Origin of the sequence: Pseudomonas sp. RV120224-01b, assembly GCF_003208145.1 — a bacterium.
GTDB classification, from domain to species: Bacteria; Pseudomonadota; Gammaproteobacteria; order Pseudomonadales; family Pseudomonadaceae; genus Aquipseudomonas; species Aquipseudomonas monteilii.
Window position 1 is genome coordinate 1 of sequence record NZ_QKMQ01000012.1, and the last position, 26055, is coordinate 26055.

Below are 26055 nucleotides of genomic sequence, written 5' to 3' on the forward strand. Positions count from 1 at the left end.
CACTTGGCTCGCTGCGATCTCTCGTAGCGGGAGGCGAATCATACAGCGTTTAAAACCGCTGTCAACCACCATTTCAACCGCTTGCGATCATTCGATCGTAGCCCTTTCAACTTCACCTTAACTAGTTAACTCGTTGAATCTCAAGGAGTTTTTCGTTCCGATGTCGCTGGAAGTGGGGCGCATTATAAGGGGATTCGAAAGCGCGTCAACCCTTAATTTCAAGAAACTTTAATATCGCTGAAAAACAAAGCGGGGAGGCCTGTCGGCCTCCCCGCCTCTATATAGCTACACCATCAGACGATCACTCAGCCTTGAGGGTAACCCGGCCAAACGACTTCTTGCCCGCCTGGCACACGTGAGTGGCACCAAGAACAAAGATGAAGTCCTTGTCGACCACTGCACCATCAACCTTCACCGCACCGCCACTCAGCAGGTCCCGCGCCTGCGCCGAGTTCTTCACCAGGCCAGCCCGGTTCAGCACGGCAGCAATTGGCAAGTCTTCGGCCGCAGCCACTTCGATCTCCGGCAGATCTTCCGGCAGCTCACCTTCCTTCATGCGGTTACCCGCAGCGCGGTGAGCATTGGCCGCAGCCTCTTCACCATGGAAGCGCGCCACAATCTCTTCAGCCAGCTTGATTTTGATGTCACGCGGGTTGGCTCCGTTGGCAACATCGACACGGAACTGCTCGATCTCTTCCATCGAACGGAAGCTCAGCAGCTCGAAATAGCGCCACATCAAAGTATCCGGGATCGATACCAGCTTGCTGTACATCACCCCCGGCGCTTCCTGGATGCCGACATAGTTGCCCAGCGACTTGGACATCTTCTTCACGCCATCGAGCCCTTCGAGCAGCGGCATGGTCACGATGTTCTGCGCTTCCTGGCCATAGGCGCGCTGCAGCTCGCGCCCCATCAACAGGTTGAACTTCTGGTCGGTACCACCCAGCTCGACGTCCGCCTTCAGCGCCACCGAGTCATAGCCTTGCACCAGCGGATAAAGGAACTCGTGAATGGCAATTGGCTGGTTGGTGGTATAGCGCTTGTCGAAGTCGTCGCGCTCCAGCATGCGCGCCACGGTGTACTGCGACGCCAGGCGAATGAAGTCGGCCGGGGTCAGCTTGTCCATCCAGGTAGAGTTGAACGCGACCTCGGTCTTGGCCGGATCGAGAATCTTGAACACCTGCTGCTTATAGGTCTCAGCATTGTCCAGCACCTGTTCACGGGTCAGCGGCGGGCGTGTGGCGCTCTTGCCGCTCGGGTCACCGATCATGCCGGTGAAGTCACCGATCAGGAAGATGACCTGGTGGCCCAGCTCCTGGAACTGGCGCAGCTTGTTGATCAGCACCGTGTGGCCAAGGTGCAGGTCAGGCGCGGTCGGGTCGAAGCCGGCCTTGATGCGCAGAGGTTGGCCGCGCTTGAGCTTCTCCACCAGTTCCGACTCGACCAGTACTTCTTCCGCACCGCGCTTGATAAGCGCCAGCTGCTCTTCAACCGACTTCATAGACAAACCCGCAAGGCTCAGATTCAGGGGGAGCCAACCATACAAGATCGGCCGTCAATTACAAGTTTCGCAAAGGAATGTGACCCGAACACGGGGTTGCGGCGTCTACGCGCCCTTGCGTGAAAATGGATTTGGTTATATTTTATACAGTTATTTCATCTTCATCATGTCATTCATCTTTTCCATTTCACCTTTTTCAAAGTCACCTTGCCCATGACCAACGAACCGCCTAAAGCGCCCCCGCTTTATCCGAAGAGCCATCTGTTGGCCGCCAGCGGCATCGCCGCCCTGCTCAGCCTGGCTTTGCTGGTATTTCCCTCCAGCGAAGTGGAAGCCAAGAAAACCACCCTCAACCTCGAGCTGGAAAGCCCTGCCGAGCAGTTGAAAGACGAATCCCGCGCTGCGCCTCTGGTGCAGGCACAAGGTGAGCAAGGCTCGCCCTTCGCCCAGATCGAAGACGCTACCCCCGAGACCCAGAAGGCCGAACAGCAAGCCCCTGCCGCCGAGCCGGTTGCCGAAGCAGCCAAGGAACCTGGCCACCGCGAAGTCACCGTGGCCCGTGGCGACACGCTGTCCACCCTGTTTGCCAAGGTTGGCCTGCCGGCCAATGCAGTGCATGACCTGCTGGCCAGCAACAAGCAGGCCAAGCAGTTCAGCCAGCTCAAGCACGGCCAGGTACTGCAGTTCGAACTCGACAAGGACGGCCAGTTGGCCAGCCTGCACAGCAAGGTCAGCAACCTCGAAACCATTCGCCTGACCAAGACCGCCAAGGGCTACACCTTCAACCGTGAAATCAGCAAGCCGGTCGTGCGTACCGCCTACGCCCATGGCGTGATCAAAAGCTCGCTGTCGGCTTCGGCCCAGCGCGCCGGCCTGTCTCACAGCATGACCATGGACATGGCCCGCGTGCTGGGTTACGACATCGACTTCGCCCAGGATATTCGCCCAGGCGATGAATTCGACGTGGTCTACGAGCAGAAGGTGATGGACGGCAAAGTCGTCGGCACCGGCAATATCCTGTCCGCCCGCTTCACCAACCGGGGCAAAACCTACACTGCCGTGCGCTACACCAACAAGCAGGGCAACACTACCTACTACACCGCCGACGGCAACAGCCTGCGCAAGGCATTCATCCGTACCCCGGTGGACTTTGCCCGCATCAGCTCGCGCTTTTCCGCCGGCCGCAAGCACCCGATCCTGAACAAGATCCGCGCCCACAAAGGCGTCGACTACGCCGCCCCACGCGGTACGCCAATCAAGGCAGCGGGTGACGGCCGCATCGAGCTGGCCGGGCGCCGTGGCGGTTACGGCAACACCGTGATCATCCAGCACGGCAACCGTTACAAGACGCTGTACGGCCACATGCAGGGCTTCGCCAAAGGCATCAAGACCGGCAGCACCGTGAAGCAGGGTCAGATCATTGGTTACATCGGCACCACAGGCCTGTCCACCGGCCCACACCTGCACTACGAGTTCCAGGTCAATGGCGTACACGTCGACCCGCTGAGCCAGAAGGTACCGATGGCCGACCCGATCGCCAGGAACGAGCGCCAGCGCTTCCTGCAGCAGAGCCAGCCGCTGATCGCCCGCATGGATCAGGAAAAGGCCACCTTGCTCGCAGCGAACAAGCGCTAAGCCATGGCGCTCTACTTGGGGGTAATGTCCGGTACCAGCCTCGATGGCCTGGACATTGCCCTGATCGAACAAGGCGAGCAGCCTGAACTGCTCGCCACGCACTACCTGCCCATGCCCGTCGACCTGCGCCAGGAACTGCTAGCGCTATGTAGCAGCGGCCCTGACGAGATCGCTCGTGCGGCGCTGGCGGAAAATCGCTGGGCCAGCCTGGCAGGCGAAGGCATCCGCCAACTGCTGGCTCGCCAGGGCCTGCAGGCCGATGCCATCCGCGCCATCGGCAGCCACGGCCAGACCATTCGCCACGAGCCTGCGCGCGGCTTTACCGTTCAGATCGGTAACCCGGCACTGCTCGCCGAGCTTACCGGCATCAGCGTGGTCGGCGACTTTCGCCGGCGCGATGTGGCTGCCGGTGGTCAAGGTGCGCCGCTGGTGCCGGCCTTCCACGAAACCCTTTTCGGCCATCTCGGCAAGCGTCTGGCAGTCTTGAACGTGGGCGGTTTCAGCAACCTCAGCCTGATCGAGCAAGACAAGCCGGTCCACGGTTTCGACTGCGGCCCAGGTAACGTGTTGCTGGATGCCTGGATCGAGCGCAAGCACGGCCAGGCCTATGATGCCGATGGTGCCTGGGCAGCGTCTGGAGTGGTGCAGGCCGGCTTGCTCAACGCATTGCTGGCCGACCCGTTCTTCGCCGGTAGCGGCCCGAAGAGCACGGGCCGCGAGGTATTCAACCTACCTTGGCTGGATGGCCACCTGGCCCGCCTGCCTGCCTACCGCGATGAGGATGTACAGGCGACACTGCTTGAGCTGACCGCACGCAGCATCATCGACTCACTGGTCAATGCCCAACAAGGCACCGAAGCACTGCTGGTATGTGGTGGCGGCGCACGCAACGGTGCACTCATGGCCCGCCTCAGCCAGTTGCTGCCTGAAGCGCGCGTCACCAGCACTGGCGCCCACGGCGTTGACCCAGACTGGGTCGAGGCCATGGCTTTCGCCTGGCTGGCCCATTGCTGTCTGGAAGGCATCCCCGCCAACCGCCCCAGCGTCACTGCCGCCAAGGGCCTGCGCGTACTGGGCGCAATCTACCCGGCCTAACCGCTACGCCAGAAAGCAAAACGCCGCGCAATTGCGCGGCGTTTTCATATGGCCAGGCCTCAGATCGAGAACGAGGACCCACAACCGCAGGTAGTGGCGGCATTCGGGTTCTTTATCACAAAACGCGAGCCTTCCAGGCCTTCCTGGTAGTCCACTTCGGCGCCGGCCAGGTACTGGAAGCTCATTGGGTCGACCACCAGCGACACGCCTTCACGCTCGACGATGGTGTCGTCTTCGGCCACATCCTCATCGAAAGTGAAGCCGTACTGGAAGCCCGAGCAACCGCCACCGGTCACGAACACCCGCAACTTCAGACGTTCATTGCCTTCCTCATTGACCAGGTTCTTCACTTTCTGGGCTGCCCCATGGGTGAATTCCAGACCGGTAGGGGTGAAGGTTTCGACGCTCATGTTGATTCTCCCGGCGCGGTAGCCGTCTTAAAACTCGATGACGCGCATTATCCGCTTCTCCGAGAAAATTGGTCAAGAATTGTGCTGCTTTAGTCGCGACATACAAAAAGGCCCGCACGACGCGGGCCTTTTCAAAGCAAGGATGCTTACGGCAGCAGGCCAGCGTGGGACAAGCCTATGCGCTCGTCCAGGCCGAACAGGATGTTCAGGTTCTGCACCGCCTGGCCCGACGCGCCCTTGACCAGGTTGTCGATCACCGACAGCACCACCACCAGGTCACCACCCTGCGGGCGGTGAACCGCAATGCGGCAGACGTTGGCGCCGCGCACGCTACGGGTTTCCGGGTGGCTGCCCGCTGGCATCACGTCGACGAACGGCTCATCGGCGTAGCGCTTCTCGAACAGCGCCTGCAGGTCGACCGAGGTATCGACGACATTTGCGTACAGGGTGGCGTGGATACCACGGATCATCGGCGTCAGGTGCGGCACGAAGGTCAGGCCGATGTCCTTGCCAGCGGCCAGGCGCAGGCCCTGGCTGATTTCCGGCAGGTGGCGATGGCCCTTGACCGCGTAGGCCTTCATGCTTTCGCCGGCTTCGCAGAACAGCGAACCCACTGCCGCACCACGGCCAGCGCCGCTGACACCCGACTTGCAGTCGGCGATCAGGCGCGACGGGTCGGCCAGGCCCGCTTCCAGCAGCGGCAGGAAGCCCAGCTGGGTGGCGGTCGGGTAGCAACCCGGCACTGCAATCAGGCGCGCCTGGCGGATCTTCTCGCGGTTGACTTCAGGCAGGCCGTACACCGCGTCCTTGAGCAGCTCTGGAGCACCGTGCGGCTGACCGTACCACTTGCCCCACTCGGTGGCATCCTGCAGGCGGAAGTCGGCCGACAGGTCGATCACCTTGGTGCCGGCTGCCAGCAGCTCACCGGCCAGTGCATGGGCAACACCGTGCGGGGTGGCGAAGAACACCACATCGCAGGCAGCCAGGGCCTTGCTGTCCGGCACGCTGAACGCCAGCCCGTCATAGTGGCCGCGCAGGTTCGGGTACATGTCCGCCACCGCCACGCCCGCCTCGGAGCGCGAAGTGATGACCGCCACTTCGGCCTGTGGATGCTGTGCCAGCAGACGCAACAGTTCGACGCCGGTGTAACCCGTGCCGCCGACGATACCGACCTTGATCATAACGCTTGCCCCTTATCAACGAGCCGTCTGGAAAGCGCACGATAATAGGGGCGCAAGGCGCCTGTAACAACTCTTCGGGTGACCCTTCGGGCGCTTGACCACTACTATCTGACGACCGTGAATACCTGAAGGAACTCCCTCCATGCTCTACCTATGGATCAAAGCGCTGCATATCGTCAGCGTGGTCTGCTGGTTCGCCGGCCTTTTCTACCTGCCCAGGCTGTTCGTCTACCACGCCCAAAGCCAGGACAGCATCAGCCAGGACCGCTTCGTGACCATGGAGCGCAAGCTGTACCGCGGCATCATGAACCCGGCAATGATCGCCACCTACGTGTTCGGCGCGTGGATGTTGTACCTCACCCCCGGCTGGCTGAGCCAGGGCTGGCTGCATGCCAAGCTGACCCTGGTCATCCTGCTGACCGGCTACCATCACATGTGTGGCGCCCAGCGCAAACGCTTCGCCAGCGGCAACAATACCCGCAGCCACGTCTACTATCGCTGGTTCAACGAAGTGCCCGTGCTGTTCCTGCTGGGTATCGTAATTCTGGTGGTGGTCAAACCGTTCTGACATAGCCACCCGCTCAAGGAGCCTTGCCATGTCGCTACCCGCCTCGCTCGAACAACGCCTGCGCCTGCCCGTGGTTGCCGCACCGATGTTCCTGATCTCCAACCCCCAACTGGTGCTGGCCTGCTGTGCCAGCGGCGTGGTGGGCAGTTTCCCGGCCCTGAACCAGCGTGACAGTGCCGGCTTCAAGGCCTGGCTGGAGGAGATCGAGGCAGGTCTTGCGCAAATGCAGGCGCCCGCGCCCTACGCAGTCAATCTGATCGTGCACCCGACCAACCCGCGCCTGCAGGCTGACCTGGCGTTGTGCGTGGAACACCGCGTGCCGATCGTGATCACCAGCCTGGGCGCAGTGAAGGAAGTGGTCGATGCCGTGCACAGTTACGGTGGGCTGGTGTTCCACGATGTCACCACCCGCCGGCATGCCGAGAAGGCCGCTGAAGCAGGTGTCGACGGGCTGATTGCGGTCGCCGCTGGCGCGGGAGGCCACGCGGGGACCTGGAGCCCCTTCGCCCTGGCCGCAGAGATACGCCAGTTCTTCGATAAAACCCTGCTGCTGGCCGGTTGCCTCAACCACGGCCACGAGATCCTGGCCGCGCAATTGCTGGGAGCAGACCTGGCGTACATGGGCACACGCTTCATTGCCACCACAGAAAGCCAGGCCCAGGATGCCTACAAGCAGATGCTGCTCGATGCCCATGCTGCCGATATCATCCACACCCCAGCAGTGTCCGGCATCCCCGCCAATTTCCTACGCCCGAGCCTGGAACAGGCCGGCTATGACATGAACGCCCTGAAGGGCGGCCACGAGCCCGGTAAGCTCAAGCCGATCGACGACGAAGCCAAAGCCTGGAAGACCGTATGGTCGGCAGGCCAGGGCGTTGGCGAAATACACGATCTGCCCAACGCCAGTGCATTGATCGAGCGGCTCCACAATGAGTACCGGGAAGCCCTGAAGCGCTGCCAGGCCCTGCAAGCCCGCACCTTGTAGCAAAAGGCAACACCTTGCCCGGCCAAGCTGTACACTAGGCGCCCTCTTCCGCCCCCAGGAGCCTTGCATGACCCGTTACGCCATGATTACTGGTGCTTCCAGCGGCCTGGGCCTGGCCCTGGCGGAAGCTCTGGCACGGCGCGGGCGCAACCTGATCCTGGTGGCACGCCAGCGTGAAACGCTGGAGCCGGTGGCCATCGAACTGACCCAACGCTTTGGTGTCGAGGTATTGTTTCGCGCCTGCGACCTCAGCCAGCCGCTACGCCTGTCTGGCTTCGTGCTGGAGCTGGAAGAAGGCGAACGGCGTATCGACCTGCTGGTGAACTGTGCCGGCTTGCGCACCTACGGGCCGTTCCTGGCCCACGAGTGGGCCGACGAGCAGGACCTGCTGGAGGTCAACGTACTGGCCCTGAGCCGCCTGTGTCACGCCATCGGCAACCTGATGGCCGTACAGGGCGGCGGGCAGATCCTCAACGTCGCAGGCCTGGCCGGGGTCGCCCCTGGCCCATGGATGGCAGCCTATGCTGCCAGCAAGGCATACGTACTGAGTTTTTCCCAGGCCCTGCGCGAAGAGCTCAAACGCACCGGCATCAAGGTTTCGGTGCTGTGCCCCGGCCCGGTCCGCTCCTCGCGCCGGCGCATACCGCGGCTCGATGGTAAAACACGCTGCCTGAGCCCAGAGGAAGTGGCGTTGTACACCGTGCGTGCGCTGGCCAAGAACCGCGCACTGATCCTGCCCGGCCGACGCAACCGCTGGCTGGCATTTGCCCCACGCCTGCTGCCACGCTGGCTGCTGCGCAAGCTGGCCGGGGCCATCCACCGCCGCTATTGCCCGGTCGGCATGGAATAGGCACTGGGCGAGCGGCGCCCGGCTGAGTACACTCGGCCCGACCCTCACCATGGAGCAAGTGCTGTGGACGATCTTTTCCTCAAAATCATCAACCGGGAAATCCCGGCGGATATCATCTACGAAGACGACCAGATCCTGGCCTTCAAGGACATTGCACCCGCGGCACCGGTACATTTTCTGGTCATCCCGAAAAAGCACATCCGCACGCTCAATGACCTGACCGAAGAAGACAAGGCCCTGGCTGGCCACATCCTGTTCACCGCCCAGCGCCTGGCTGTCGAGCAAGGCTGCGAGGAAGGCTTCCGCGTGGTCATGAACTGCAACCCGAAAGGCGGCCAGACTGTCTACCACATCCATATGCATGTGCTTGGCCAGCGCCAGATGAACTGGCCACCGGGCTGATCCACGGCAAGCGACCCCGCCGCTATTGCGGTAAACTGTCGGGCACATTCTTGCGGAGGTGCCCGATGGCTACCGAACGTCACTACTCGCCGCTCGACCGCTTGTTGCTGCAGGCCGATACCGCCATGCGCACCTTGCTGCCCTTCAGCGGCCAACCCGCCCGGCCATCGCCGGCCATCGTCCAGCCAGACGTCGACCTCGACGAGCAGCAGACCCGCCACATCGCCGGGCTGATGCGCATCAACCACACCGGTGAAGTGTGCGCCCAGGCGCTGTACCAGGGCCAGGCCCTGACCGCCAAGCTGCCCGAAGTGCGCAAGGCCATGGAGCATGCCGCCGAGGAAGAAGTGGACCACCTGGCCTGGTGCGAGCAACGCATTCGCCAGTTGAACAGCCACCCGAGCGTGCTCAACCCCCTGTTCTACGGCATGTCGTTCGGCATCGGCGCGCTCGCCGGGCTGGTCAGCGACAAGGTAAGCCTGGGTTTCGTCGCCGCCACCGAGCACCAGGTGTGCAAGCACCTCGACGAGCACCTGGAGCAGATCCCGCAGGAAGACGAAAAGTCCCGGGCCATCCTCGAACAGATGCGCATCGATGAGGAACAGCACGCCGAGTCCGCACTGGAAGCTGGCGGTTATCGCTTCCCTGCCCCGGTTCGCTTTGGCATGAGCCTGTTGGCCAAGGTCATGACCAAGAGCACCTACCGTATCTGAAGGCATCACCATGACGGATCGATTCGACGCCAAGGACCTGGCGCGCGCCGTGCAAGCCGGCATTCTCCAGCCGGGACAGGACCAGGCCCTGCTGGCTTTCCTGCGCCAGCAACCTGCCCAACGTGGCAGCTTCCAGCTGGCCCATGTCGCTTTCTACTTCGGCGCCATGCTGATCATGGCAGCGATGGGCTGGTTGCTCACCGAAGCCTGGATGCGCATCGGTGACATCGCCCTGCTGGTCATCGCCAGCCTGTACATCCTGTTGCTCACAGTGTTTGCCCTCAACCTGCAACGGCGCGCCCAGCCTGTCGCTGCCGGGGTGTTGGCGGCGGTAGCCGTCAGCATCGTCCCGCTGGCAGTGTTCGCCATCGAACGCCTGACCGGTTGGTGGCCACTGGACGACGCGCAAGCCAACTATCACCAGTACTACACCTACGTACAGGGCGGCTGGCTGGCGATGGAAGCAACGACGGTAGTTGCCGGGCTGCTGATGCTGCGGCTGATCCCCTACCCGTTCATCGTCATGCCAATGGCCGTGGCCTTGTGGTTCATGTCCATGGATTTGAGCGAATGGTTCTTCGGCTCACCGTTCAGCTGGGAGCAACGTCGCGAGGTTTCGTTGTGGTTCGGGCTGGGTTTACTGGTGGTATTTCTGGTGATAGACGGTCGCACGCGAGAGGACTACGCCCGCTGGGGGTACCTGGCCGGGCTGGCGGCATTTTGGGGCGGGTTGACGCTGCTGGACAGCGGCAGTGAGTTGGGCAAGGCCATGTACTGCCTGATCAACATTTTGCTGATGGGGATGGCGGTGCTGTTGCGCCGGCCAGTGTTCATGGTGTTCGGGGCGCTGGGGGTGGCGGCTTACCTTGGGTATTTATCGTACGAGGTGTTTGCCGAATCGCTGCTGTTCCCGGTGGTGTTGACCCTGATCGGGTTGGGAGTTATCGGGTTGGGGCTGGTTTATCAGAAGCGGCGGGAGCGGTTGAGCCAAGTGATGCGAGGATGGTTGCCAGGGTGGGTGCAAGCTGCACTGCCGGCGCTTCGGCGCTGATATTACCGGGGCTGCTTTGCAGCCCATCGCAGCGGTTCGTCGCCACGACAAGCCAGCTCCCACAGGTACTGCGCCGGACCTGAATTTGGCGCTGTACCTGTGGGAGCTGGCTTGTCGTGGCGACGAACCGCTGCGATGGGCCGCAAAGCGGCCCCAAGATCTCAGCTTTAACCCAGCTCTACGATTTCATACCCATGGGTAATCTCAACCCCGGCACGCTCCAGCATGATCGAAGCCGAGCAGTACTTCTCCGCCGACAGCTCCACCGCCCGCTTGACCTGAGCTTCTTTCAACGCACGGCCTTTCACCACGAAATTCATGTGAATCTTGGTAAACACCTTCGGGTCTTCGCTGGCACGCTCGGCTTCCAGAAAGGCCTCGCAGCTTTCCACCGCCTGGCGCGATTTCTTCAGGATGCTCACCACGTCAAAGCTGCTGCAGCCACCCAGGCCCAATAGCAGCATTTCCATCGGGCGCACACCCAGGTTGCGGCCGCCGGCCTCGGGCGGGCCGTCCATCACGACGACATGGCCACTCCCCGATTCGCCGAGGAACATGGCCTCACCGGCCCACTGGATACGTGCCTTCATCTACCCGGACTCCTGATTTTCGGAAAAGGGTGTCAGCTTAGACCTTGTGCGGCTGTGGGAAAAGTACGAGAGGTGTCGGTTTAGTACCGAAACATCCTGTAGTGTCTGATAAGCTGGCGCCAAATGACTGGCACTTGCCGCCAGCCAACCTCTATAAAAAGCCTATGCGTCGTATCGAACAGGATTTCGTGATGGTTGCCTCCGCCCTACCCGCCAAAATCAAGAATATCGACAAGCTGCTGGTGCACTGCCAGCGCCGCCGCTATACCGCCAAAAGCAACATCATCTGCGCCGGCGACCGGGCCGAGACACTGTCGTTCATCATCAAGGGTTCGGTGACCATCCTCATCGAAGACGACGACGGGCATGAAATGATCATTGCCTACCTCAACAATGGCGACTTCTTTGGCGAGCTGGGCCTGTTCGAACCCGTTGAAGGTGAACAGCAGCGCAGTGCCTGGGTACGGGCCAAGACCGAGTGCGAAGTGGCCGAGATCAGTTACGAGAAGTTTCGCGAACTGGCGCGCCAGGACCCGGAAATCCTCTACGCCCTGGGCAGCCAGATGGCCCAGCGCCTGCGCAACACCACGCGCAAAGTCGGCGACCTGGCCTTTTTCGACGTGACCGGGCGGGTTGCCCGCTGTTTGCTAGAGCTGTGCAAGCAGCCTGATGCCATGACCCACCCCGACGGCATGCAGATCAAGATTACCCGTCAGGAAATCGGTCGTATCGTCGGTTGCTCGCGGGAAATGGTCGGCCGCGTCCTCAAGGACCTAGAAGAGCGCAGCCTGGTGCAGGTCAAGGGCAAGACCATGGTGGTCTACGGTACCCGCTAGTCTTTGGGCAGGTCTGCCAGCACCTTGGCGTAGGCCTGTGACAGGCGCTCGAACCAGGGCGCCTCGGGTGCCACTTCATGCAAGGCGATGTGCGCGTCGGCGCGGCAGCGTTGCTCCAGCTCGCAGCACTCATTGAAGCGGTTGACCGCCGCCACCATCGACTCCCGTTCGTTGTCCAGCAGCAACGCACCGTGCACCAGCACCACCGGGCGCTTGCCGCCCAGCCCTTGGCGCCAGCGCTGGGCAGTGCCCACCAGCTTACGGCCATTGAGGTTGACGTTGTAACGGCCATCGCAGAACGCCCCGTCGATTTCCCCGACCGACGCTACCCCACCCCACTCGCGCAGCACATCGCACAGCGGCAGGCACAAACGTTCGTAGGCGTTCTCGATGCGGCCATGGTCACCTTCGCTGCGCGGGGCGACATAGACCAGTGCAACGTTCACGGTCGAATGCGACTGCGGTACCGGCTCACCCCCCGTCTCACGCAGCAGCACCGGCCAGCCGGCAATCGCCAGCTCCGAGCAGGCGGCCTCGAAGTTGTCCAGACGGCTCATGCGCCGGGGCATGACCAGGGCATGGTCGGTGGGGCGCCAGAACAGCACGCCACTGTCGCGTTCGCCGCGGCACACGGCGGCCAGCAGTTCCTGTTCGGCGTGCAGGCCTTGTTCGACGGTCAGGGCCAGGGGTTGATCGGTCATTGATCCACCTTTGATGTTGTTATGGATGGCCTCTTCGCGGCGGTCCGGCGCGAGAGGCCATGACAGGCATACAAAAAAGCCGGCAAAAACGCCGGCTTCATTTATTCAGTCCAGTGGCTGAACAGTCTTCTTCACCTGCTCCGGGAAGAACAACCGCTGCAACTCCAACCCAGGCTGCTCGGCGCGCATGAACGCTTCGCCCACCAGGAACGAGTAAACCTCGTTGATCGCCATCAGCTCCACATCGGCCCGGTTGAGAATGCCGCTCTCGGTAATTGCCAGGCGGTCACGCGGAATACGCGGCAGCAGATCGAGGGTGGTTTCCAGGCTGACCTCGAAGGTATGCAGGTTGCGGTTGTTCACCCCCACCAGCGGCGTATCCAGGGTTTTCAGTGCGCGCTCCAGCTCATCGCCGTCGTGCACTTCCACCAGCACGTCGAGGCCGACATCCTTGGCCGTAGCCGCCAGCTCGGCCATCTTCACGTCATCCAGTGCCGACACGATCAACAGCACACAGTCCGCACCCAAGGCGCGGGCTTCGACGATCTGGTAGGGGTCGACCATGAAGTCTTTACGGATAACCGGCAGCGATACCGCAGCGCGGGCCTGCTGCAGGTATTCATCGGCACCCTGGAAATAATCGACATCGGTCAGCACCGACAGGCAGGTTGCGCCACCTTTCTCGTAGCTAACCGCGATTTCCGCCGGCACGAAGTGCTCGCGGATCACGCCCTTGCTCGGCGAAGCCTTCTTGATTTCGGCAATCACGGCTGGCTGCTTGCGCTTGGCCTGCTCGATCAGCGCATTGGCGAAGCCACGCGGGGCATCGGCAGCTTTGGCCAGGCGTTCCAGCTCGGCAAGGCTGACGCGCGCGCTGCGCTCGGCCACTTCCTGGAACTTGCGGACAATGATCCTTTCCAGCACCGTCGGCACACTCATGCTTCGTTCTCCACCTTGAATACTGCAGTAAAGGCACCCAGCTCCTGCAGCTTTTCCCAGGCCAGGCCGGTGTGCAGTACATCGTGGGCCAGTTCCACGCCCTGGGCCAGGGTCATCGCGTGATCGGCGGCATAGAGCGCAGCCCCCGCGTTGAGCACGATCATTTCAGCGGCCTTCTGGCCGTTTTCGGTCTTGCGGCGGCCCAGCGCATCGCGGATCAGCTCCAGCGATGCCTGCGGGTTCTCGACAGCCAGGCCATGCAGGCTCTGGCTCTTCATGCCAAGGTCTTCCGGCTCGACCCAGTATTCAGTAATTTCGCCGTTCTTCAACTCGGCAACAAAAGTAGGCGCTGCCAGGCTGAACTCATCCATACCGTCCTTCGAATGCACCACCAGCACATGCTTGCTGCCCAGGCGTTGCAGTACCTCGGCCAACGGGCGGCACAGGGTCTGGGCGAACACGCCGACCACCTGGTGCTTCACTCCGGCCGGATTCGTAAGCGGGCCGAGCATGTTGAACAGGGTACGCAGCCCCAGGTCGCGACGCGGGCCGGCAGCATGCTTCATGGCCGAATGATGGCTTTGCGCGAACATGAAGCCGATGCCCAAGCTGTCAATGCAGCGGGCCACCTGGGTGGGCGTCAGGTTCAGGTAGATACCGGCGGCTTCCAGCAAGTCGGCGCTGCCGCTCTTGCCCGACACCGCGCGGTTACCGTGCTTGGCCACGGTGCAGCCTGCCGCCGCCAGGACGAACGATGAAGCGGTGGACACGTTGAAGATATTGGCGCCATCACCGCCGGTGCCGACGATGTCGACCACGCCATCGAGGCTTTTCAGCTCGACCTTGTCGGCCAGTTCACGCATGACCGAAACCGCACCGACAATTTCGTCGATGCTTTCGCTTTTCATGCGCATGCCCATCAGGAAGGCACCGATCTGCGCTTCAGTGCACTGGCCAGTCATGATCTGGCGCATCACATCGCGCATTTCTTCGGTAGTAAGGTCCAGCTGGCCGACGATACGGCTTAACGCGCTCTTGATATCCATGTTCGATCCTTAGCGGCGGCCGCCGGTCTGCTTGAGGAAGTTGGCGAACAGCTCGTGGCCCTGTTCGGTCAGGATCGACTCTGGGTGGAACTGCACCCCTTCGATATTCAGCGTCTTGTGGCGCAGGCCCATGATTTCATCGACCGAGCCGTCTTCATGCGCAGTCCAGGCCGTGACTTCCAGGCAGTCGGGCAAGGTTTCGCGCTTGACCACCAGCGAGTGGTATCGGGTAACGGTCAACGGGTTGTTGAGCCCGGTGAACACACCCAGGTCGCGGTGGTGCACCGGGCTGGTCTTGCCGTGCATCACCTGGCGGGCACGCACCACGTCGCCCCCAAAGGCCTGGCCGATGGACTGATGGCCCAGGCACACGCCCAGGATCGGCAGCTTGCCGGCAAAATGCAGGATGGCTTCGATAGACACACCAGCCTCGCTCGGCGTGCACGGGCCTGGGGATACGACGATGCGTTCGGGGTTAAGGGCTTCGATCTGGGCGATGGTCATTTCGTCGTTGCGAATGACCTTCACCTCGGCACCCAACTCGCCCAGGTACTGAACGACGTTGTAAGTGAATGAGTCGTAATTGTCGATCATCAGTAACATGGTGTTAAACCTCTTGAACGTACTGACTTCAGAATTCGAACCTTCTTGCTGCCGCGACAGGCACAGCTTCGCCACAAAGGGCAGAAAATGAAGAAGGCAAACGGAGGCGGGCCGGACGGGCCGGCAAGAGATAAAGTCAGGCGCGCCAACGCCAACGGGCGTGGGCCTTGATTACGCGCATCAAGAGTTTGCTGACGATCAACACAGGATAGGTCTCGCTCATACGTCCCGGCACAGTAGCTTACCGGGGCGGCGGGCGCAATATGCCTGTAAACACGGGGAAACGAATGGACTTGGGAGGGATGCACGGCGATTTGCTAAGGTCGATCGGGCAGTCCCTCATAAAAACAAAGAAAAGGATGTTCCCTGATGCGAAAAGCCCCGTTATTGCGCTTTACCCTCGCCTCATTGGCATTAGCCTGCAGCCAGGCATTCGCCGCACCCTCGCCCTACTCCAGCATGATCGTGTTTGGCGACAGCCTCAGCGATGCCGGGCAGTTTGGCGGCGTGCGCTTCACCAACCTCGATGCCAATGGCAACTATGCGCCAGTGTCGCCGATGATCCTGGGCGGACGGCTGGGTGTGAACCCGACCGAGCTTGGCCCGTCCACCTCCCCTCTCAACCCGGCATTGGGGCTGCCCGACGGCAATAACTGGGCAGTCGGTGGCTACACCACCCAACAGATCCTGGATTCGATCACCAGCACTTCCGAGACCGTCATCCCGCCAGGACGCCCCGGTGCCGGGCAGGTGCTCCGGGAAAAGCCAGGCTATCTGGCCAACGGCCTGCGCGCCGACCCCAACGCACTGTACTACCTGACTGGCGGTGGTAATGACTTCCTGCAGGGCCTGGTCAACAGCCCCACCGATGCCGCAGCCGCCGGTGCCCGCCTGGCCGCCAGCGCCCAGGCCCTGCAACAAGGTGGCGCCCGCTACATCATGGTCTGGCTGCTCCCGGACCTCGGCCAAACACCGAATTTCAGCGGCACGCCGCAGCAGAACCCCCTGTCATTACTGTCTGGTGTCTTCAACCAGTCGCTGCTCAGCCAACTGGGGCAAATTGACGCCGAGATCATCCCGCTGAACGTGCCCATGCTGCTGAGCGAGGCACTGGCCAGCCCCAGCCAGTTCGGCCTGGCCACCGGCCAGAACCTGGTGGGTACCTGCTACAGCGGCGAAGGCTGCGTGGAAAACCCGGTGTACGGCATCAACGGCACAACACCAGACCCGACCAAGCTGCTGTTCAACGACTTGGTGCACCCGACCATCGCTGGCCAGCAACTGATCGCCGATTACGCCTACTCGATCCTCTCCGCACCATGGGAACTGACCCTGCTTCCGGAAATGGCCCACGCAAGCCTGCGTGCCCACCAGGACGAACTGCGCAGCCAGTGGCAGACACCCTGGCAGGCCGTTGGCCAGTGGCAAGCCTTTGTCGCCAGCGGCGCCCAGGTCCTGGATTTCGACGGCCAGAGCAGCGCGGCCAGTGGCGATGGCCGCGGCTACAACCTGACTGTGGGCGGCAGCTACCGCCTGAACGACGCCTGGCGCCTGGGCCTGGCCGGTGGCGTATACCGGCAGAAGCTGGAAGCCGGCGAACATGACTCGGACTACACGCTGAACAGTTATCTGGCCAGCGCCTTTGCCCAATACCGCCAGGACCGCTGGTGGGCGGATGCCGCGTTGACCGTCGGTCACCTGGACTACAGCGACCTCAAGCGCACTTTCGCCCTTGGCGTGAATGACCGCAGCGAAAAAGGCGACACTGATGGCGAGGCCTGGGCGATGTCCGGGCGGCTGGGCTACAACCTGGCGGCCGACAGCAGCAACTGGCAGCTGGCACCCTTCATCAGTGCCGACTATGCGCGCGTGAAGGTGGATGGCTACGACGAGAAGAGTGGGCGCTCGACGGCGCTGGGCTTCGATGACCAGGAGCGCACGTCACGCCGCCTGGGCCTGGGGTTGCAGGGCAGTGTGCAGGTGCTGCCGAGTACCCGGCTGTTCGCAGAAGTGGCGCAGGAACATGAGTTTGAGGATGACCGGCAGGATGTGACCATGCACCTCACCAGCTTACCGGCGAATGACTTCACCCTGACCGGGTATACGCCGCACAGCGACCTGACCCGGGCGAGCCTGGGGGTGAGCCATGAAGTGGTGGCAGGGGTGCACTTGCGCGGGAACTACAACTGGCGCAAGAGTGATGAATTGACCCAGCAGGGGGTGAGCCTGGGGGTTAGCATCGACTTCTAGATTACTGGGGCCGCTTTGCGGCCCTTTCGCGACACAAGGCCGCTCCCACAGGTACAGCGCAAGGCTTGAAGTCTGCGCAACACCTGTGGGAGCGGCCTTGTGTCGCGATGGGCTGCAAAGCAGCCCCAAAAGGCCAGTGAGTTACTTGGCTGAAGTCTGCTCAGCCAGGGCGACCGCACGGAACATCGCGCGGCGCTTGTTGATGGTTTCTTCCCATTCCAGCGCCGGTACCGAGTCGGCAACGATGCCGCCACCGGCCTGCACATGCAGTTCGCCGTCCTTGATCACCGCAGTACGGATGGCAATCGCGGTGTCCATGTTGCCATTCCAGGCAAAGTACCCCACGGCACCACCGTAAACCCCACGCTTGACCGGCTCCAGTTCGTCGATGATCTCCATCGCACGAATCTTCGGTGCGCCCGACAAGGTGCCAGCCGGCAAAATCGCCCGCAGCGCATCCATCGCCGTCAGCCCTTCACGCAGCTGGCCGGTGACGTTGGAGACAATGTGCATCACGTTGGAATAACGCTCGATCACCATCTTCTCGGTCAGCCGCACGCTGCCGGTCGAGGACACACGACCCACGTCGTTACGGCCCAGGTCGATCAGCATCAGGTGCTCGGCGATCTCCTTGTCATCCGACAGCAGGTCGTCTTCCAGCGCACGGTCGGCCTCTTCAGTCGCACCACGCGGGCGAGTACCGGCAATCGGGCGCACGGTAACCAGGTTGTCCTCGACACGCACCAGCACCTCGGGCGAACTGCCAACCACATGGAAGTCACCGAAGTTGAAGAAGTACATGTAGGGCGTCGGGTTGAAGCAGCGCAGCGCGCGGTACAGGTCGATAGGCGCAGCCTTGAAGTCGATGGACATGCGCTGCGACGGCACCACTTGCATGCAGTCACCGGCCAGGATGTATTCCTTGATACGGCCAACGGCGTTCTCGTAGTCCTCGCGCGTGTAGCTGGAGCGGAACTCCGGCTCGGCGGCCTGCGGGCCACTCAAGTCCAGGCCACGGCGCGGGCTGATCGGCTGACGCAGGGTTTCCAGCAGGCCTTGCAGCCGTGCCTGGCCCTGTTCGAAGGCGTGCGCTTCAGCCGGGTCGACCAGCACGATCGCGTGCATCTTGCCTGCAAGGTTGTCGAACACCACGACGGCATCGGACACCATCAGCAGGATATCCGGCACACCCAGCGGGTCCGGGTTGGGGCTGGCGCCCAGGCGCTTTTCCACGTAACGCACGCAGTCGTAACCGAAGTAGCCGACCAGGCCACCGTTGAAGCGCGGCAGGCCAGGGATGTCGGCGACCTTGTAACGGTCCTTGAAGCTTTCGACGAACGCCAGCGGGTCTTCGACATCGTGGCTTTCCACCTCGACGCCATCCTGCAGGATGCTGACGTGGTAGCCGTGAACGCGCATCACGGTGCGCGACGGCAGGCCGATCATCGAGTAACGGCCCCACTTCTCGCCGCCCTGAACCGATTCGAGCAGGTACGAGTTGGGTTGGTCGGCCAGTTTCAGGTAGATCGACAGCGGCGTGTCGAAGTCGGCCAGGGTTTCGCAGGCCAGGGGGATGCGGTTGTAGCCGGCAGCGGCCAGGCGCAGGAATTCTTCGCGGTTCATGAGTAGCCTCGTGGCAAGCAGCAATAAGTCAGGCAAACGGATGGGCCGGCGCACGCCGGCAGGCAGAAGTCAGGCGCGCCAACGCCAACGGGCCAGGGCCTTGATGACTTTCATCCAGAACTTGCCAGTAACCGCCACGGTGGACTCTCTGTCTTGTGAGGCTTGAAGGTCCGCCAACGTTATCCCAGTGGCCGGGTCTTCGCAACCGGGCAGCAAGGCGCGCAGGTCATCGATCACAAGGCTGGGGGTTTCATCGTGGATCGGCCGGCCATGGTTGTAGCCGTAGGTCAGCCCCACGCATTGCACGCCAGCCGCCTTGGCCGCCAGCACGTCACTGCGCGAATCGCCCACAAACAACGATTGTTGCGGGGTAACACCGGCCATCTGCATGACGAACAACAGCGCCGCCGGGTCTGGTTTTTTCTGCGGCAGGGTGTCGCCGCCGATGATCCAGCGGAAATAGCGGCCGATCTTCATCTGGTCCAACAAAGGGGCGACGAAGCGCTCCGGCTTGTTGGTGATCAGCGCCATTTCCACGCCCTGCTTCTGCAGCCAGCGCAAGGTGTCTTTCACACCGGGATAAACCACGGTGAGCTCATGGCTTTCGGCATAGGCTTCCATGAACAGTGCCAGGCCCTGCTCGGCCAGCACATCATCCACAGCCTCATGCTCAATACCGCCCGCCAGTGCTCGGCGCACCAGCACCTGGGCGCCATTGCCAACCCAATGGCGTACCGCCTCAAGGCCGGCAGGCGGGCGCCCCAGTTCGAGCAGCATGCGGTCCACGGCGGCGGCCAGGTCTGGCACGGAATCGATCAGGGTACCGTCCAGATCGAACATCACCAGCCTGGGCAGCGTCCCCGGGAACAGCTGCTCGAAGCCACTCATGGGCGGGCCTGAGCCAGTTCGGCGCGCATCTTGGCGATGACTTCCTGGTAGTCCGGGGCGTTGAAGATCGCCGAGCCGGCCACGAAGGTGTCGGCGCCAGCGGCAGCGATCTCGCGGATGTTGTTGACGTTGACGCCGCCGTCGATTTCCAGGCGGATATCACGGCCACTGGCGTCGATCAGCGCACGCGCTTCGCGCAGCTTGTCGAGGGTGCCGGGGATGAACTTCTGCCCGCCGAAGCCTGGGTTGACGCTCATCAGCAGCACCATGTCGATCTTGTCCATCACGTACTTCAGGGCGTCCAGGCTGGTGGCCGGGTTGAACACCAGGCCGGCCTTGCAGCCACCGTCCTTGATCAACTGCAGCGAGCGGTCGATATGCTGGGTGGCTTCCGGGTGGAAGGTGATGTAGGTGGCGCCGGCCTCGATGAAGTCGCCGATGATGCGGTCAACCGGGCTGACCATCAGGTGCACGTCGATCGGCGCGGTGACGCCGTACTTGCGCAGGGCAGTGCACACCATCGGGCCGATGGTCAGATTGGGAACGTAGTGGTTGTCCATGACATCGAAGTGAACGATGTCGGCACCCGCAGCCAAAACCTTGTCGACGTCCTCACCCAGGCGGGCGAAATCGGCGGAAAGAATGGAGGGGGCAATAGCGTAGGGCTGCATGGCGCACCTGTTGGCAGAATCACGGTGGCGCGCATTGTAACTCAGGCAAACGGGTAGAGGCTGATTGGTATCAATCCGTGTCGACCAGCTGTTCCAACCTGTACCGGCCTCATCGCCGGCAAGCCAGCTCCCACAGTGTTCTCCACAGGCCTTCAGAGATGCAGAGTCCTGTGAGCTCTCTATGGGAGCTGGCTTGCCGGCGATGAGGCCAGTGCAGACACCAGAAAATCAGGCAGGCTGTTGGGTTCTCAGCTTCTCGCTACGCCCACGCAACCACTCCAGGGTCAGAAGCAATATCACCGAGAAGGCAATCAGCAAGGTCGCTGCCGCTGCAATGGTCGGGCTCAGGTTTTCGCGAATACCACTGAACATCTGCCGCGGCAGTGTCGCCTGCTCGGGCCCTGCCAGGAACAGGGTCACCACCACCTCGTCAAACGATGTGGCAAAGGCGAACAACGCACCAGAGATAACCCCAGGCGCAATCAGCGGCAGGGTCACCCGGCGGAAGGTCAGCAGTGGCGATGCGCCCAGGCTGGCTGCCGCACGCACCAGGTTGTAGTTGAAGCCCTGCAAGGTGGCCGACACGGTAATGATGACGAACGGTACACCCAGCACCGCATGCACCAGAATCAGCGAGGTGAAGCTGTTGCCCATCCCCAGCGGTGCAAAGAACAGGTAACTGGCTACACCGATGATCACGACCGGCACCACCATCGGCGAAATCACCAACGCCATCACCAGCGACTTGCCGGGGAAATCGCCACGGGTCAGGCCGATAGCCGCCAGGGTGCCGAATACCATGGCCAGCACGGTGGCCGCCGGGGCGACGATGATGCTGTTCTTCAGCGCCCGCATCCATTCGGCCGAGCCGAAGAAGTCCTGGTACCACTGCAACGAGAAGCCCTGCAGCGGGTACACCAGGAAGCTGCCACTGTTGAACGACAGCGGCACGATCACCAATACCGGCAGGATCAGGAACAGCAGGATCAAACCGCAAAGAATGCGCAGGCTGTAGAACCAGACCCGCTCCACGGGCGACATGTATGGGCTCAGCATGACAAGGCTCCTCAGCTCAGGCGCAGGCGGCTGGCGCCGACCAGCCAGCTATAGATCAGGTACAACAGCACGGTCGCCAGCAGCAACAGCCCGCCCAGCGCGGTGGCCATGCCCCAGTTGATGCTGGTGTTGGTGTAGAAGGCAACGAAGTAGCTGACCATCTGGTCGTTCGGGCTGCCCAGCAGTGCCGGGGTGATGTAGTAGCCAATGGCCAGGATGAACACCAGCAGGCAACCCGCACCTACACCGGCGTAAGTCTGCGGGAAGTAAACCCGCCAGAAGCTGGCGAACGGGTGGCAGCCCAGCGAAATTGCCGCACGCATATAGCTGGGCGAAATGCCCTTCATCACGCTGTACAGCGGCAGGATCATGAACGGCAGCAGGATGTGCACCATCGAGATGTAAACGCCGGTACGGTTGAACACCAGTTCCAGCGGTTGATCGATGATGCCCATGGCCATCAGCGCGCTGTTGATCAGGCCGCCCGACTGCAGCAGCACGATCCACGCCGCCACCCGCACCAGGATCGAAGTCCAGAACGGCAGCAGCACCAGGATCATCAGCAGGTTGCTCTGCCGGGTCGGCAGGTTGGCCAGCAAATAGGCCAGCGGGTAGGCCAGCACCAGACAGATGGCGGTGATCACCACACCCATCCACAGGGTACGGGCAAAAATGTCCAGGTAAATGGCCTGGTCCGGGGTGGCCTTGGCCAGTTCGCCAAGGTCATCGATGCGGTGGTCGACAGAGGCCAGCAGGTAGAACGATGTCACCGAACTGGTATTGCGCCGTATCGCCTGCCAGTAGGCTGGATCACCCCAACGCTCGTCGACGGCCTGCAGGGCGTCTTTATAAGAGGCAGGCTCAGCCTTGAATGGCAGTGCCCGGGCGGTCTTGGTCAACAAGCTGCGGTAGCCGGCCAGTTCCATGTTCAAGCGCTTGGAAAGGTCGCCAAGGGTCTGGTTCTTGCGCGACTCGGCCAGGTCCTGGCTCAGCGCCTTGTACACGTCCTCGCCGGGCAGGCTCTTGCCATCCCACTGGCTGATGACTTCGACCGTGCGCGGCAGGCCGCCCACCACTTCCGGGTTGCCGACGCTCTTGTACAGCAGCGCCGCGATCGGCACCAGGAACACCAGTAGAAGAAACAGCGCCAGCGGCGCGATCAACGCCTGCGCCTTCCAGCGGTTGACCCGCTCGGCGTGCTTGAGGCGCTGCTTGAGACTTGGACCTACGCCTTCGTTGAGGGGCACTGCAATGGCCATGGCGAACTCCGCAATACAGGCTGAAATGGGGGCTGCGGTGCAGCCCCGCACACTGGACGTTTACTTCTTCGCCGCCCAGGCGTTGAAGCGTTGCTCCAGCTGCTCGCTGTTGTCGGCCCAGAAGGCCACGTCGATCTGCACCTGGTTGGCGATGTTTTCAGGCGTGGTCGGCATGTCCTTCTTCACTTCGTCCGACAGCAGGCTCACAGCCTTGGAGTTGGCCGGGCCGTAGGCGATGTTCTCGGAGTAGGTCTTCTGCTGCTCGGGCTGCACGCTGAAAGCGATGAATTTCTTCGCTTCGTCGGCATCCTTGGCACCTTTCGGAATGGCCCAGGCATCGAAGTCGTAGATGCCGCCGTTCCACACCACCTTGAGGTTGCTCTCTTTCTGCACAGCGGCAATACGGCCGTTGTACGCAGAACTCATGACCACGTCACCCGAAGCCAGGAACTGCGGTGGCTGTGCACCCGCTTCCCACCACTGGATGCTGGGCTTGAGCTCATCGAGCTTCTTGAAGGCGCGGTCCTGGCCTTCCTTGGTGGCCAGCACTTTGTAGACGTCCTTGGGCGCAACGCCATCGGCCATCAGTGCGAATTCCATGGTGTACTTGGCACCTTTGCGCAGGCCGCGCTTGCCCGGGAATTTCTTGGTGTCCCAGAAATCAGCCCAGCTGGTAGGTGCGGTTTTCAGCTTGTCGGCGTTGTAGGCCATGACCGTGGACCAGACGAAGAAGCCCACGCCGCACGGCTGGATGGCACCCGGCACGTAGTCACCCTCATTGCCAAACAGGGCTGGGTCGAGCTCTTCGAACATGCCCTCATCGCAACCACGCGCCAGCTCTGGCGACTCAACCTCTACCAGGTTCCACGACACACTCTTGGTGTCGACCATCGCCTTGACCTTCGCCATTTCGCCGTTGTACTCACCGGCGACGATCTTGCCATTACCCGCCTTCTCCCATGGCTCGTAGAACGCTTTTACCTGGGCCGCCTTGTTGGCGCCCCCGAACGAGATCACGGTGAGGTCTGCGGCCATGACCTGGCCAGCGGCGAACAGCCCCAAGGCCAGGGCGGTCAGTTTCAACTGCTTGCGCATTCTTATTCTCTCCACAGTACAGGGTTGGTGAAGCAATCCATCAATGGGCTTCGGCAATCGGATCGAGCGCGCGGGCGTGCTCCACCTCCCAGCCCAGCGGTACTACATCGCCCACGGCCAACGCCGGGTCGAGCTCGGCAATGGGCTGTTTCACGAAGAAGTCGCCCTTGCCGCAAACTTCCAGGCGCACCCGCACGTGGTCGCCCAGGTAAATGAATTCAGCCACCCGGCCAGAGAAGCGGTTCACGCAGCTTTCGCTGTGGCCGTTCAGGCGTACGCGTTCGGGGCGGATCGACAAGGTGACCGGCTCGCCGGCCTGGCCGACATTCACCGCCAGCGCCTCTACCCGCTCACCGCGCGGCAGCTGCACCTGGCAGCGCTTGCCATCACTGGCCAGCAGGGTGCCGTTGATGCGGTTGTTCTCGCCGATGAAGTTGGCGACGAAGGTGTTGCAGGGCTCTTCGTACAGCGTGCGCGGGTCGGCGATCTGCTGGATCTCGCCCTGGTGGAACACCGCCACGCGGTCGGACATGGTCAGCGCTTCGCCCTGGTCGTGGGTCACGTACACCACGGTCACGCCAAGGCGCTGGTGAATGTGCTTGATCTCCATCTGCATGTGTTCACGCAGTTGCTTGTCCAGCGCCCCGAGCGGCTCGTCCATCAGCACCAGCTGCGGCTCGAACACCAGCGCCCGGGCCAAGGCCACGCGCTGCTGCTGGCCGCCCGACAACTGGCCTGGGTAGCGCTTGGCGAAGGCATCGAGCTGGACCATGTTCAGCACGCGTTTGACCCGCTCGCTGATGTCGGTCTTGCTGAGGTTGCGCACGGTCAGCGGGAAGGCCAGGTTTTCGGCCACGGTCATATGCGGGAACAGCGCGTAGTTCTGGAACACCATGCCGATGTCGCGCTTGTGCGGCGGCACGTTGTTGATCGAGCGCCCGGCCAGCTGGATTTCACCCGCGGTGGGCGTTTCGAAGCCGGCCAGCATCATCAGGCTGGTGGTCTTGCCCGAGCCGGACGGGCCGAGCAGGGTCAGGAACTCGCCCTTGCGAATCTCCAGGTTGAGGTCTTTGACGATCAGCGACTCGCCGTCGTAGCTCTTCTGCACACCACGGAAGCTGACCAGCGTTTCGCTGGTTGCAGCGTTCGACTTCGCCTCGCTCATGCCTGCACCTTCTTGTTGGATGACTGCGTAGGCAAAAGAGTAGAAGAGGCGCAAGCGCCCGAAAATCGGGGGTACTGAGAGAATGCCATCATCCGGATGGAAGATTTGTTGTAGGGATTGCCCTACACAGGTGGCGTATTCAGAACACTGATGCGGTCTTTGTGGGAGCGGCCTTGTGTCGCGAAAGGGCTGCAAAGCAGCCCCACAATTCATGCGATGCCGCAGAAACAAGGGGGCCGCTTTGCGGCCCTCTCGCGACACAAGGCCGCTCCCACAAAGATGGCGTCGCCTCTGATAGTCGCAATCAGACCAGCTTGTGCTCCATGGCGTACTTCACCAGCTCCGCCAACGAGTTCACTTTCAGCTTCTGCATCAGGCGCGCCTTGTGGGTGCTGATGGTCTTGCTCGACAGCGCCAGCTGCTGGGCGATGTCGTTGACGTTGGCGCCCTGGGCCAGGCGCTCGAACACCGAAAACTCGCGCTCCGACAGCAGCGTGTGCAACGGCCGCGACTCGGTCAGGCCCACTTCGAACACCATGCGGTCAGCCAGCGACGGGTCGATGTAACGGCCGCCACCCGCCACCCGACGAATCGCAGTCAGCAACAGCGCCGGGTCACTGTCCTTGGTGGCATAACCTGCCGCTCCGGCCTTCAGCGCCCGCGCCGCCATTTGTGCCTCGTCGTGCATCGACAACATCAGGATCGCCGGGGCATCGTGCAACGCACGTATCCGCGGGATCGCCTCCAGGCCATTCACACCCGGCATGGAGATATCCAGCAAAACCACTTCACAGGGGGTGTGGCGCAAGGTTTCGAGCAGCTGCTCGCCGTTACCGGCCTCCCCCGCCACCTGCATGTCCTTGGCCAGGCCAATCAGTTGCTTGATCCCTTCACGGACAATGGTGTGGTCTTCGGCCACCAGCACTCGAATCACGATCGCTC

26 protein-coding genes are annotated in these 26055 nt (G+C 62.1%); 10 read left to right on the forward strand and 16 right to left on the reverse strand.

Annotated elements, in window-relative coordinates; genetic code table 11:
* Nucleotides 1–301 precede the first annotated feature (301 nt).
* The gene (gene tyrS / locus N436_RS18325) at nt 302–1501 is read right to left on the reverse strand and encodes a tyrosine--tRNA ligase (protein ID WP_060501611.1); all 1200 of its coding nucleotides are present in this window, start codon (nt 1499–1501) and stop codon (nt 302–304) included.
* 213 nt (nt 1502–1714) lie between these two features.
* On the opposite strand from tyrS, the gene N436_RS18335 reads away from it, so the two are divergent.
* A complete protein-coding gene (locus tag N436_RS18335; protein WP_105947264.1) occupies nt 1715–3136 on the forward strand; it encodes a peptidoglycan DD-metalloendopeptidase family protein in 1422 nt (473 codons plus the stop codon).
* Between the two features lie 3 nt (nt 3137–3139).
* Nucleotides 3140–4231 carry an anhydro-N-acetylmuramic acid kinase gene (locus tag N436_RS18340; protein WP_110741668.1) on the forward strand — a complete coding sequence of 364 codons (1092 nt, stop codon included), beginning with the start codon at nt 3140–3142 and terminating at the stop codon, nt 4229–4231.
* A gap of 59 nt (nt 4232–4290) precedes the next feature.
* Here the strand turns inward: N436_RS18340 and erpA are convergent, their stop codons facing one another.
* Nucleotides 4291–4641: an iron-sulfur cluster insertion protein ErpA gene (gene erpA / locus N436_RS18345; protein WP_003255511.1), complete on the reverse strand. Its 351-nt coding sequence runs from the start codon at nt 4639–4641 to the stop codon at nt 4291–4293.
* Nucleotides 4642–4787: 146 nt separating this feature from the next.
* A complete protein-coding gene (argC, locus tag N436_RS18350) occupies nt 4788–5822 on the reverse strand; it encodes an N-acetyl-gamma-glutamyl-phosphate reductase (RefSeq protein WP_110741669.1) in 1035 nt (344 codons plus the stop codon).
* Nucleotides 5823–5964: 142 nt separating this feature from the next.
* On the opposite strand from argC, the gene hemJ reads away from it, so the two are divergent.
* The 6 genes from hemJ to N436_RS18380 all read left to right on the forward strand — a co-directional run bounded on the left by hemJ (nt 5965) and on the right by N436_RS18380 (nt 10391).
* Nucleotides 5965–6390 (forward strand): protoporphyrinogen oxidase HemJ, encoded by a 426-nt coding sequence (gene hemJ / locus N436_RS18355; protein ID WP_016715797.1) that lies wholly within the window; start codon nt 5965–5967, stop codon nt 6388–6390.
* A 28-nt stretch (nt 6391–6418) separates the two neighbouring features.
* A complete protein-coding gene (locus tag N436_RS18360; protein WP_110741670.1) occupies nt 6419–7375 on the forward strand; it encodes a nitronate monooxygenase family protein in 957 nt (318 codons plus the stop codon).
* A 67-nt stretch (nt 7376–7442) separates the two neighbouring features.
* Complete coding sequence (locus N436_RS18365; protein ID WP_110741671.1) at nt 7443–8225, forward strand: SDR family oxidoreductase; 783 nt, start codon at nt 7443–7445, stop codon at nt 8223–8225.
* Between the two features lie 63 nt (nt 8226–8288).
* Nucleotides 8289–8627 carry a histidine triad nucleotide-binding protein gene (locus N436_RS18370; protein ID WP_003255518.1) on the forward strand — a complete coding sequence of 113 codons (339 nt, stop codon included), beginning with the start codon at nt 8289–8291 and terminating at the stop codon, nt 8625–8627.
* A gap of 65 nt (nt 8628–8692) precedes the next feature.
* Nucleotides 8693–9340: a 2-polyprenyl-3-methyl-6-methoxy-1,4-benzoquinone monooxygenase gene (gene coq7 / locus N436_RS18375; protein ID WP_110741672.1), complete on the forward strand. Its 648-nt coding sequence runs from the start codon at nt 8693–8695 to the stop codon at nt 9338–9340.
* A 10-nt stretch (nt 9341–9350) separates the two neighbouring features.
* A complete protein-coding gene (locus tag N436_RS18380) occupies nt 9351–10391 on the forward strand; it encodes a DUF2157 domain-containing protein (protein WP_110741673.1) in 1041 nt (346 codons plus the stop codon).
* A 167-nt stretch (nt 10392–10558) separates the two neighbouring features.
* Here N436_RS18380 and N436_RS18385 read toward each other — a convergent pair whose 3' ends face one another.
* Entirely contained in the window at nt 10559–10981 is a 423-nt protein-coding gene (locus N436_RS18385) for an OsmC family protein (RefSeq protein ID WP_016715792.1), read from the reverse strand.
* 191 nt (nt 10982–11172) lie between these two features.
* Between N436_RS18385 and crp the strand changes: the two genes are divergently transcribed.
* A complete protein-coding gene (crp, locus tag N436_RS18390; protein ID WP_012270218.1) occupies nt 11173–11817 on the forward strand; it encodes a cAMP-activated global transcriptional regulator CRP in 645 nt (214 codons plus the stop codon).
* On the opposite strand, the gene N436_RS18395 is transcribed toward crp, so the two are convergent.
* From N436_RS18395 to N436_RS18410, 4 genes are all read right to left on the reverse strand, one after another.
* Nucleotides 11814–12518 (reverse strand): lipoate--protein ligase family protein, encoded by a 705-nt coding sequence (locus tag N436_RS18395; protein ID WP_105947270.1) that lies wholly within the window; start codon nt 12516–12518, stop codon nt 11814–11816. The two genes, crp and N436_RS18395, sit on opposite strands and share 4 nt — an antisense overlap.
* A 105-nt stretch (nt 12519–12623) precedes the next feature.
* Entirely contained in the window at nt 12624–13457 is an 834-nt protein-coding gene (gene trpC, locus N436_RS18400; protein ID WP_110741674.1) for an indole-3-glycerol phosphate synthase TrpC, read from the reverse strand.
* Nucleotides 13454–14503 carry an anthranilate phosphoribosyltransferase gene (gene trpD, locus N436_RS18405; RefSeq protein WP_110741675.1) on the reverse strand — a complete coding sequence of 350 codons (1050 nt, stop codon included), beginning with the start codon at nt 14501–14503 and terminating at the stop codon, nt 13454–13456. Before trpD ends, trpC begins: the two co-directional genes overlap by 4 nt.
* A gap of 9 nt (nt 14504–14512) precedes the next feature.
* Nucleotides 14513–15106, reverse strand: coding sequence for an aminodeoxychorismate/anthranilate synthase component II (locus tag N436_RS18410; RefSeq protein WP_016715787.1), 594 nt, complete (start codon nt 15104–15106; stop codon nt 14513–14515).
* Nucleotides 15107–15475: 369 nt separating this feature from the next.
* On the opposite strand from N436_RS18410, the gene estP reads away from it, so the two are divergent.
* Complete coding sequence (gene estP / locus N436_RS18415) at nt 15476–17356, forward strand: esterase EstP (RefSeq protein WP_110741676.1); 1881 nt, start codon at nt 15476–15478, stop codon at nt 17354–17356.
* Nucleotides 17357–17497: 141 nt separating this feature from the next.
* Here the strand turns inward: estP and trpE are convergent, their stop codons facing one another.
* From trpE to N436_RS18455, 8 genes are all read right to left on the reverse strand, one after another.
* Nucleotides 17498–18979 (reverse strand): anthranilate synthase component I, encoded by a 1482-nt coding sequence (gene trpE / locus N436_RS18420; protein ID WP_110741677.1) that lies wholly within the window; start codon nt 18977–18979, stop codon nt 17498–17500.
* Between the two features lie 69 nt (nt 18980–19048).
* Nucleotides 19049–19867, reverse strand: a complete 819-nt coding sequence (locus tag N436_RS18425; protein WP_110741678.1) for a phosphoglycolate phosphatase — start codon at nt 19865–19867, stop codon at nt 19049–19051.
* Complete coding sequence (rpe, locus tag N436_RS18430) at nt 19864–20538, reverse strand: ribulose-phosphate 3-epimerase (protein WP_016484625.1); 675 nt, start codon at nt 20536–20538, stop codon at nt 19864–19866. Before rpe ends, N436_RS18425 begins: the two co-directional genes overlap by 4 nt.
* Before the next feature lie 228 nt (nt 20539–20766).
* Nucleotides 20767–21594: an ABC transporter permease gene (locus tag N436_RS18435; protein WP_016715782.1), complete on the reverse strand. Its 828-nt coding sequence runs from the start codon at nt 21592–21594 to the stop codon at nt 20767–20769.
* Nucleotides 21595–21605: 11 nt separating this feature from the next.
* Nucleotides 21606–22853, reverse strand: a complete 1248-nt coding sequence (locus N436_RS18440) for an ABC transporter permease (RefSeq protein WP_110741679.1) — start codon at nt 22851–22853, stop codon at nt 21606–21608.
* A 60-nt stretch (nt 22854–22913) separates the two neighbouring features.
* On the reverse strand, nt 22914–23948 hold the full coding sequence (locus N436_RS18445) for an ABC transporter substrate-binding protein (RefSeq protein WP_105947276.1): 1035 nt from the start codon (nt 23946–23948) through the stop codon (nt 22914–22916).
* Between the two features lie 40 nt (nt 23949–23988).
* Nucleotides 23989–25113, reverse strand: coding sequence for an ABC transporter ATP-binding protein (locus tag N436_RS18450; protein WP_016715779.1), 1125 nt, complete (start codon nt 25111–25113; stop codon nt 23989–23991).
* A 304-nt stretch (nt 25114–25417) separates the two neighbouring features.
* Nucleotides 25418–26050: a response regulator transcription factor gene (locus N436_RS18455; RefSeq protein WP_173401663.1), complete on the reverse strand. Its 633-nt coding sequence runs from the start codon at nt 26048–26050 to the stop codon at nt 25418–25420.
* Nucleotides 26051–26055 lie beyond the last annotated feature (5 nt).

Excerpts from the sequence above, each read along its gene's own strand:
- tyrS (WP_060501611.1), bottom strand. The coding sequence starts at position 1,501 with ATGAAGTCGGTTGAAGAGCAGCTGGCGCTTATCAAGCGCGGTGCGGAA.
- N436_RS18335 (WP_105947264.1), top strand. The coding sequence starts at position 1,715 with ATGACCAACGAACCGCCTAAAGCGCCCCCGCTTTATCCGAAGAGCCAT.
- N436_RS18340 (WP_110741668.1), top strand. The coding sequence starts at position 3,140 with ATGGCGCTCTACTTGGGGGTAATGTCCGGTACCAGCCTCGATGGCCTG.
- erpA (WP_003255511.1), bottom strand. The coding sequence starts at position 4,641 with ATGAGCGTCGAAACCTTCACCCCTACCGGTCTGGAATTCACCCATGGG.
- argC (WP_110741669.1), bottom strand. The coding sequence starts at position 5,822 with ATGATCAAGGTCGGTATCGTCGGCGGCACGGGTTACACCGGCGTCGAA.
- hemJ (WP_016715797.1), top strand. The coding sequence starts at position 5,965 with ATGCTCTACCTATGGATCAAAGCGCTGCATATCGTCAGCGTGGTCTGC.
- N436_RS18360 (WP_110741670.1), top strand. The coding sequence starts at position 6,419 with ATGTCGCTACCCGCCTCGCTCGAACAACGCCTGCGCCTGCCCGTGGTT.
- N436_RS18365 (WP_110741671.1), top strand. The coding sequence starts at position 7,443 with ATGACCCGTTACGCCATGATTACTGGTGCTTCCAGCGGCCTGGGCCTG.
- coq7 (WP_110741672.1), top strand. The coding sequence starts at position 8,693 with ATGGCTACCGAACGTCACTACTCGCCGCTCGACCGCTTGTTGCTGCAG.
- N436_RS18380 (WP_110741673.1), top strand. The coding sequence starts at position 9,351 with ATGACGGATCGATTCGACGCCAAGGACCTGGCGCGCGCCGTGCAAGCC.
- N436_RS18385 (WP_016715792.1), bottom strand. The coding sequence starts at position 10,981 with ATGAAGGCACGTATCCAGTGGGCCGGTGAGGCCATGTTCCTCGGCGAA.
- crp (WP_012270218.1), top strand. The coding sequence starts at position 11,173 with ATGGTTGCCTCCGCCCTACCCGCCAAAATCAAGAATATCGACAAGCTG.
- N436_RS18395 (WP_105947270.1), bottom strand. The coding sequence starts at position 12,518 with ATGACCGATCAACCCCTGGCCCTGACCGTCGAACAAGGCCTGCACGCC.
- trpC (WP_110741674.1), bottom strand. The coding sequence starts at position 13,457 with ATGAGTGTGCCGACGGTGCTGGAAAGGATCATTGTCCGCAAGTTCCAG.
- trpD (WP_110741675.1), bottom strand. The coding sequence starts at position 14,503 with ATGGATATCAAGAGCGCGTTAAGCCGTATCGTCGGCCAGCTGGACCTT.
- N436_RS18410 (WP_016715787.1), bottom strand. The coding sequence starts at position 15,106 with ATGTTACTGATGATCGACAATTACGACTCATTCACTTACAACGTCGTT.
- estP (WP_110741676.1), top strand. The coding sequence starts at position 15,476 with ATGCGAAAAGCCCCGTTATTGCGCTTTACCCTCGCCTCATTGGCATTA.
- trpE (WP_110741677.1), bottom strand. The coding sequence starts at position 18,979 with ATGAACCGCGAAGAATTCCTGCGCCTGGCCGCTGCCGGCTACAACCGC.
- N436_RS18425 (WP_110741678.1), bottom strand. The coding sequence starts at position 19,867 with ATGAGTGGCTTCGAGCAGCTGTTCCCGGGGACGCTGCCCAGGCTGGTG.
- rpe (WP_016484625.1), bottom strand. The coding sequence starts at position 20,538 with ATGCAGCCCTACGCTATTGCCCCCTCCATTCTTTCCGCCGATTTCGCC.
- N436_RS18435 (WP_016715782.1), bottom strand. The coding sequence starts at position 21,594 with ATGCTGAGCCCATACATGTCGCCCGTGGAGCGGGTCTGGTTCTACAGC.
- N436_RS18440 (WP_110741679.1), bottom strand. The coding sequence starts at position 22,853 with ATGGCCATTGCAGTGCCCCTCAACGAAGGCGTAGGTCCAAGTCTCAAG.
- N436_RS18445 (WP_105947276.1), bottom strand. The coding sequence starts at position 23,948 with ATGCGCAAGCAGTTGAAACTGACCGCCCTGGCCTTGGGGCTGTTCGCC.
- N436_RS18450 (WP_016715779.1), bottom strand. The coding sequence starts at position 25,113 with ATGAGCGAGGCGAAGTCGAACGCTGCAACCAGCGAAACGCTGGTCAGC.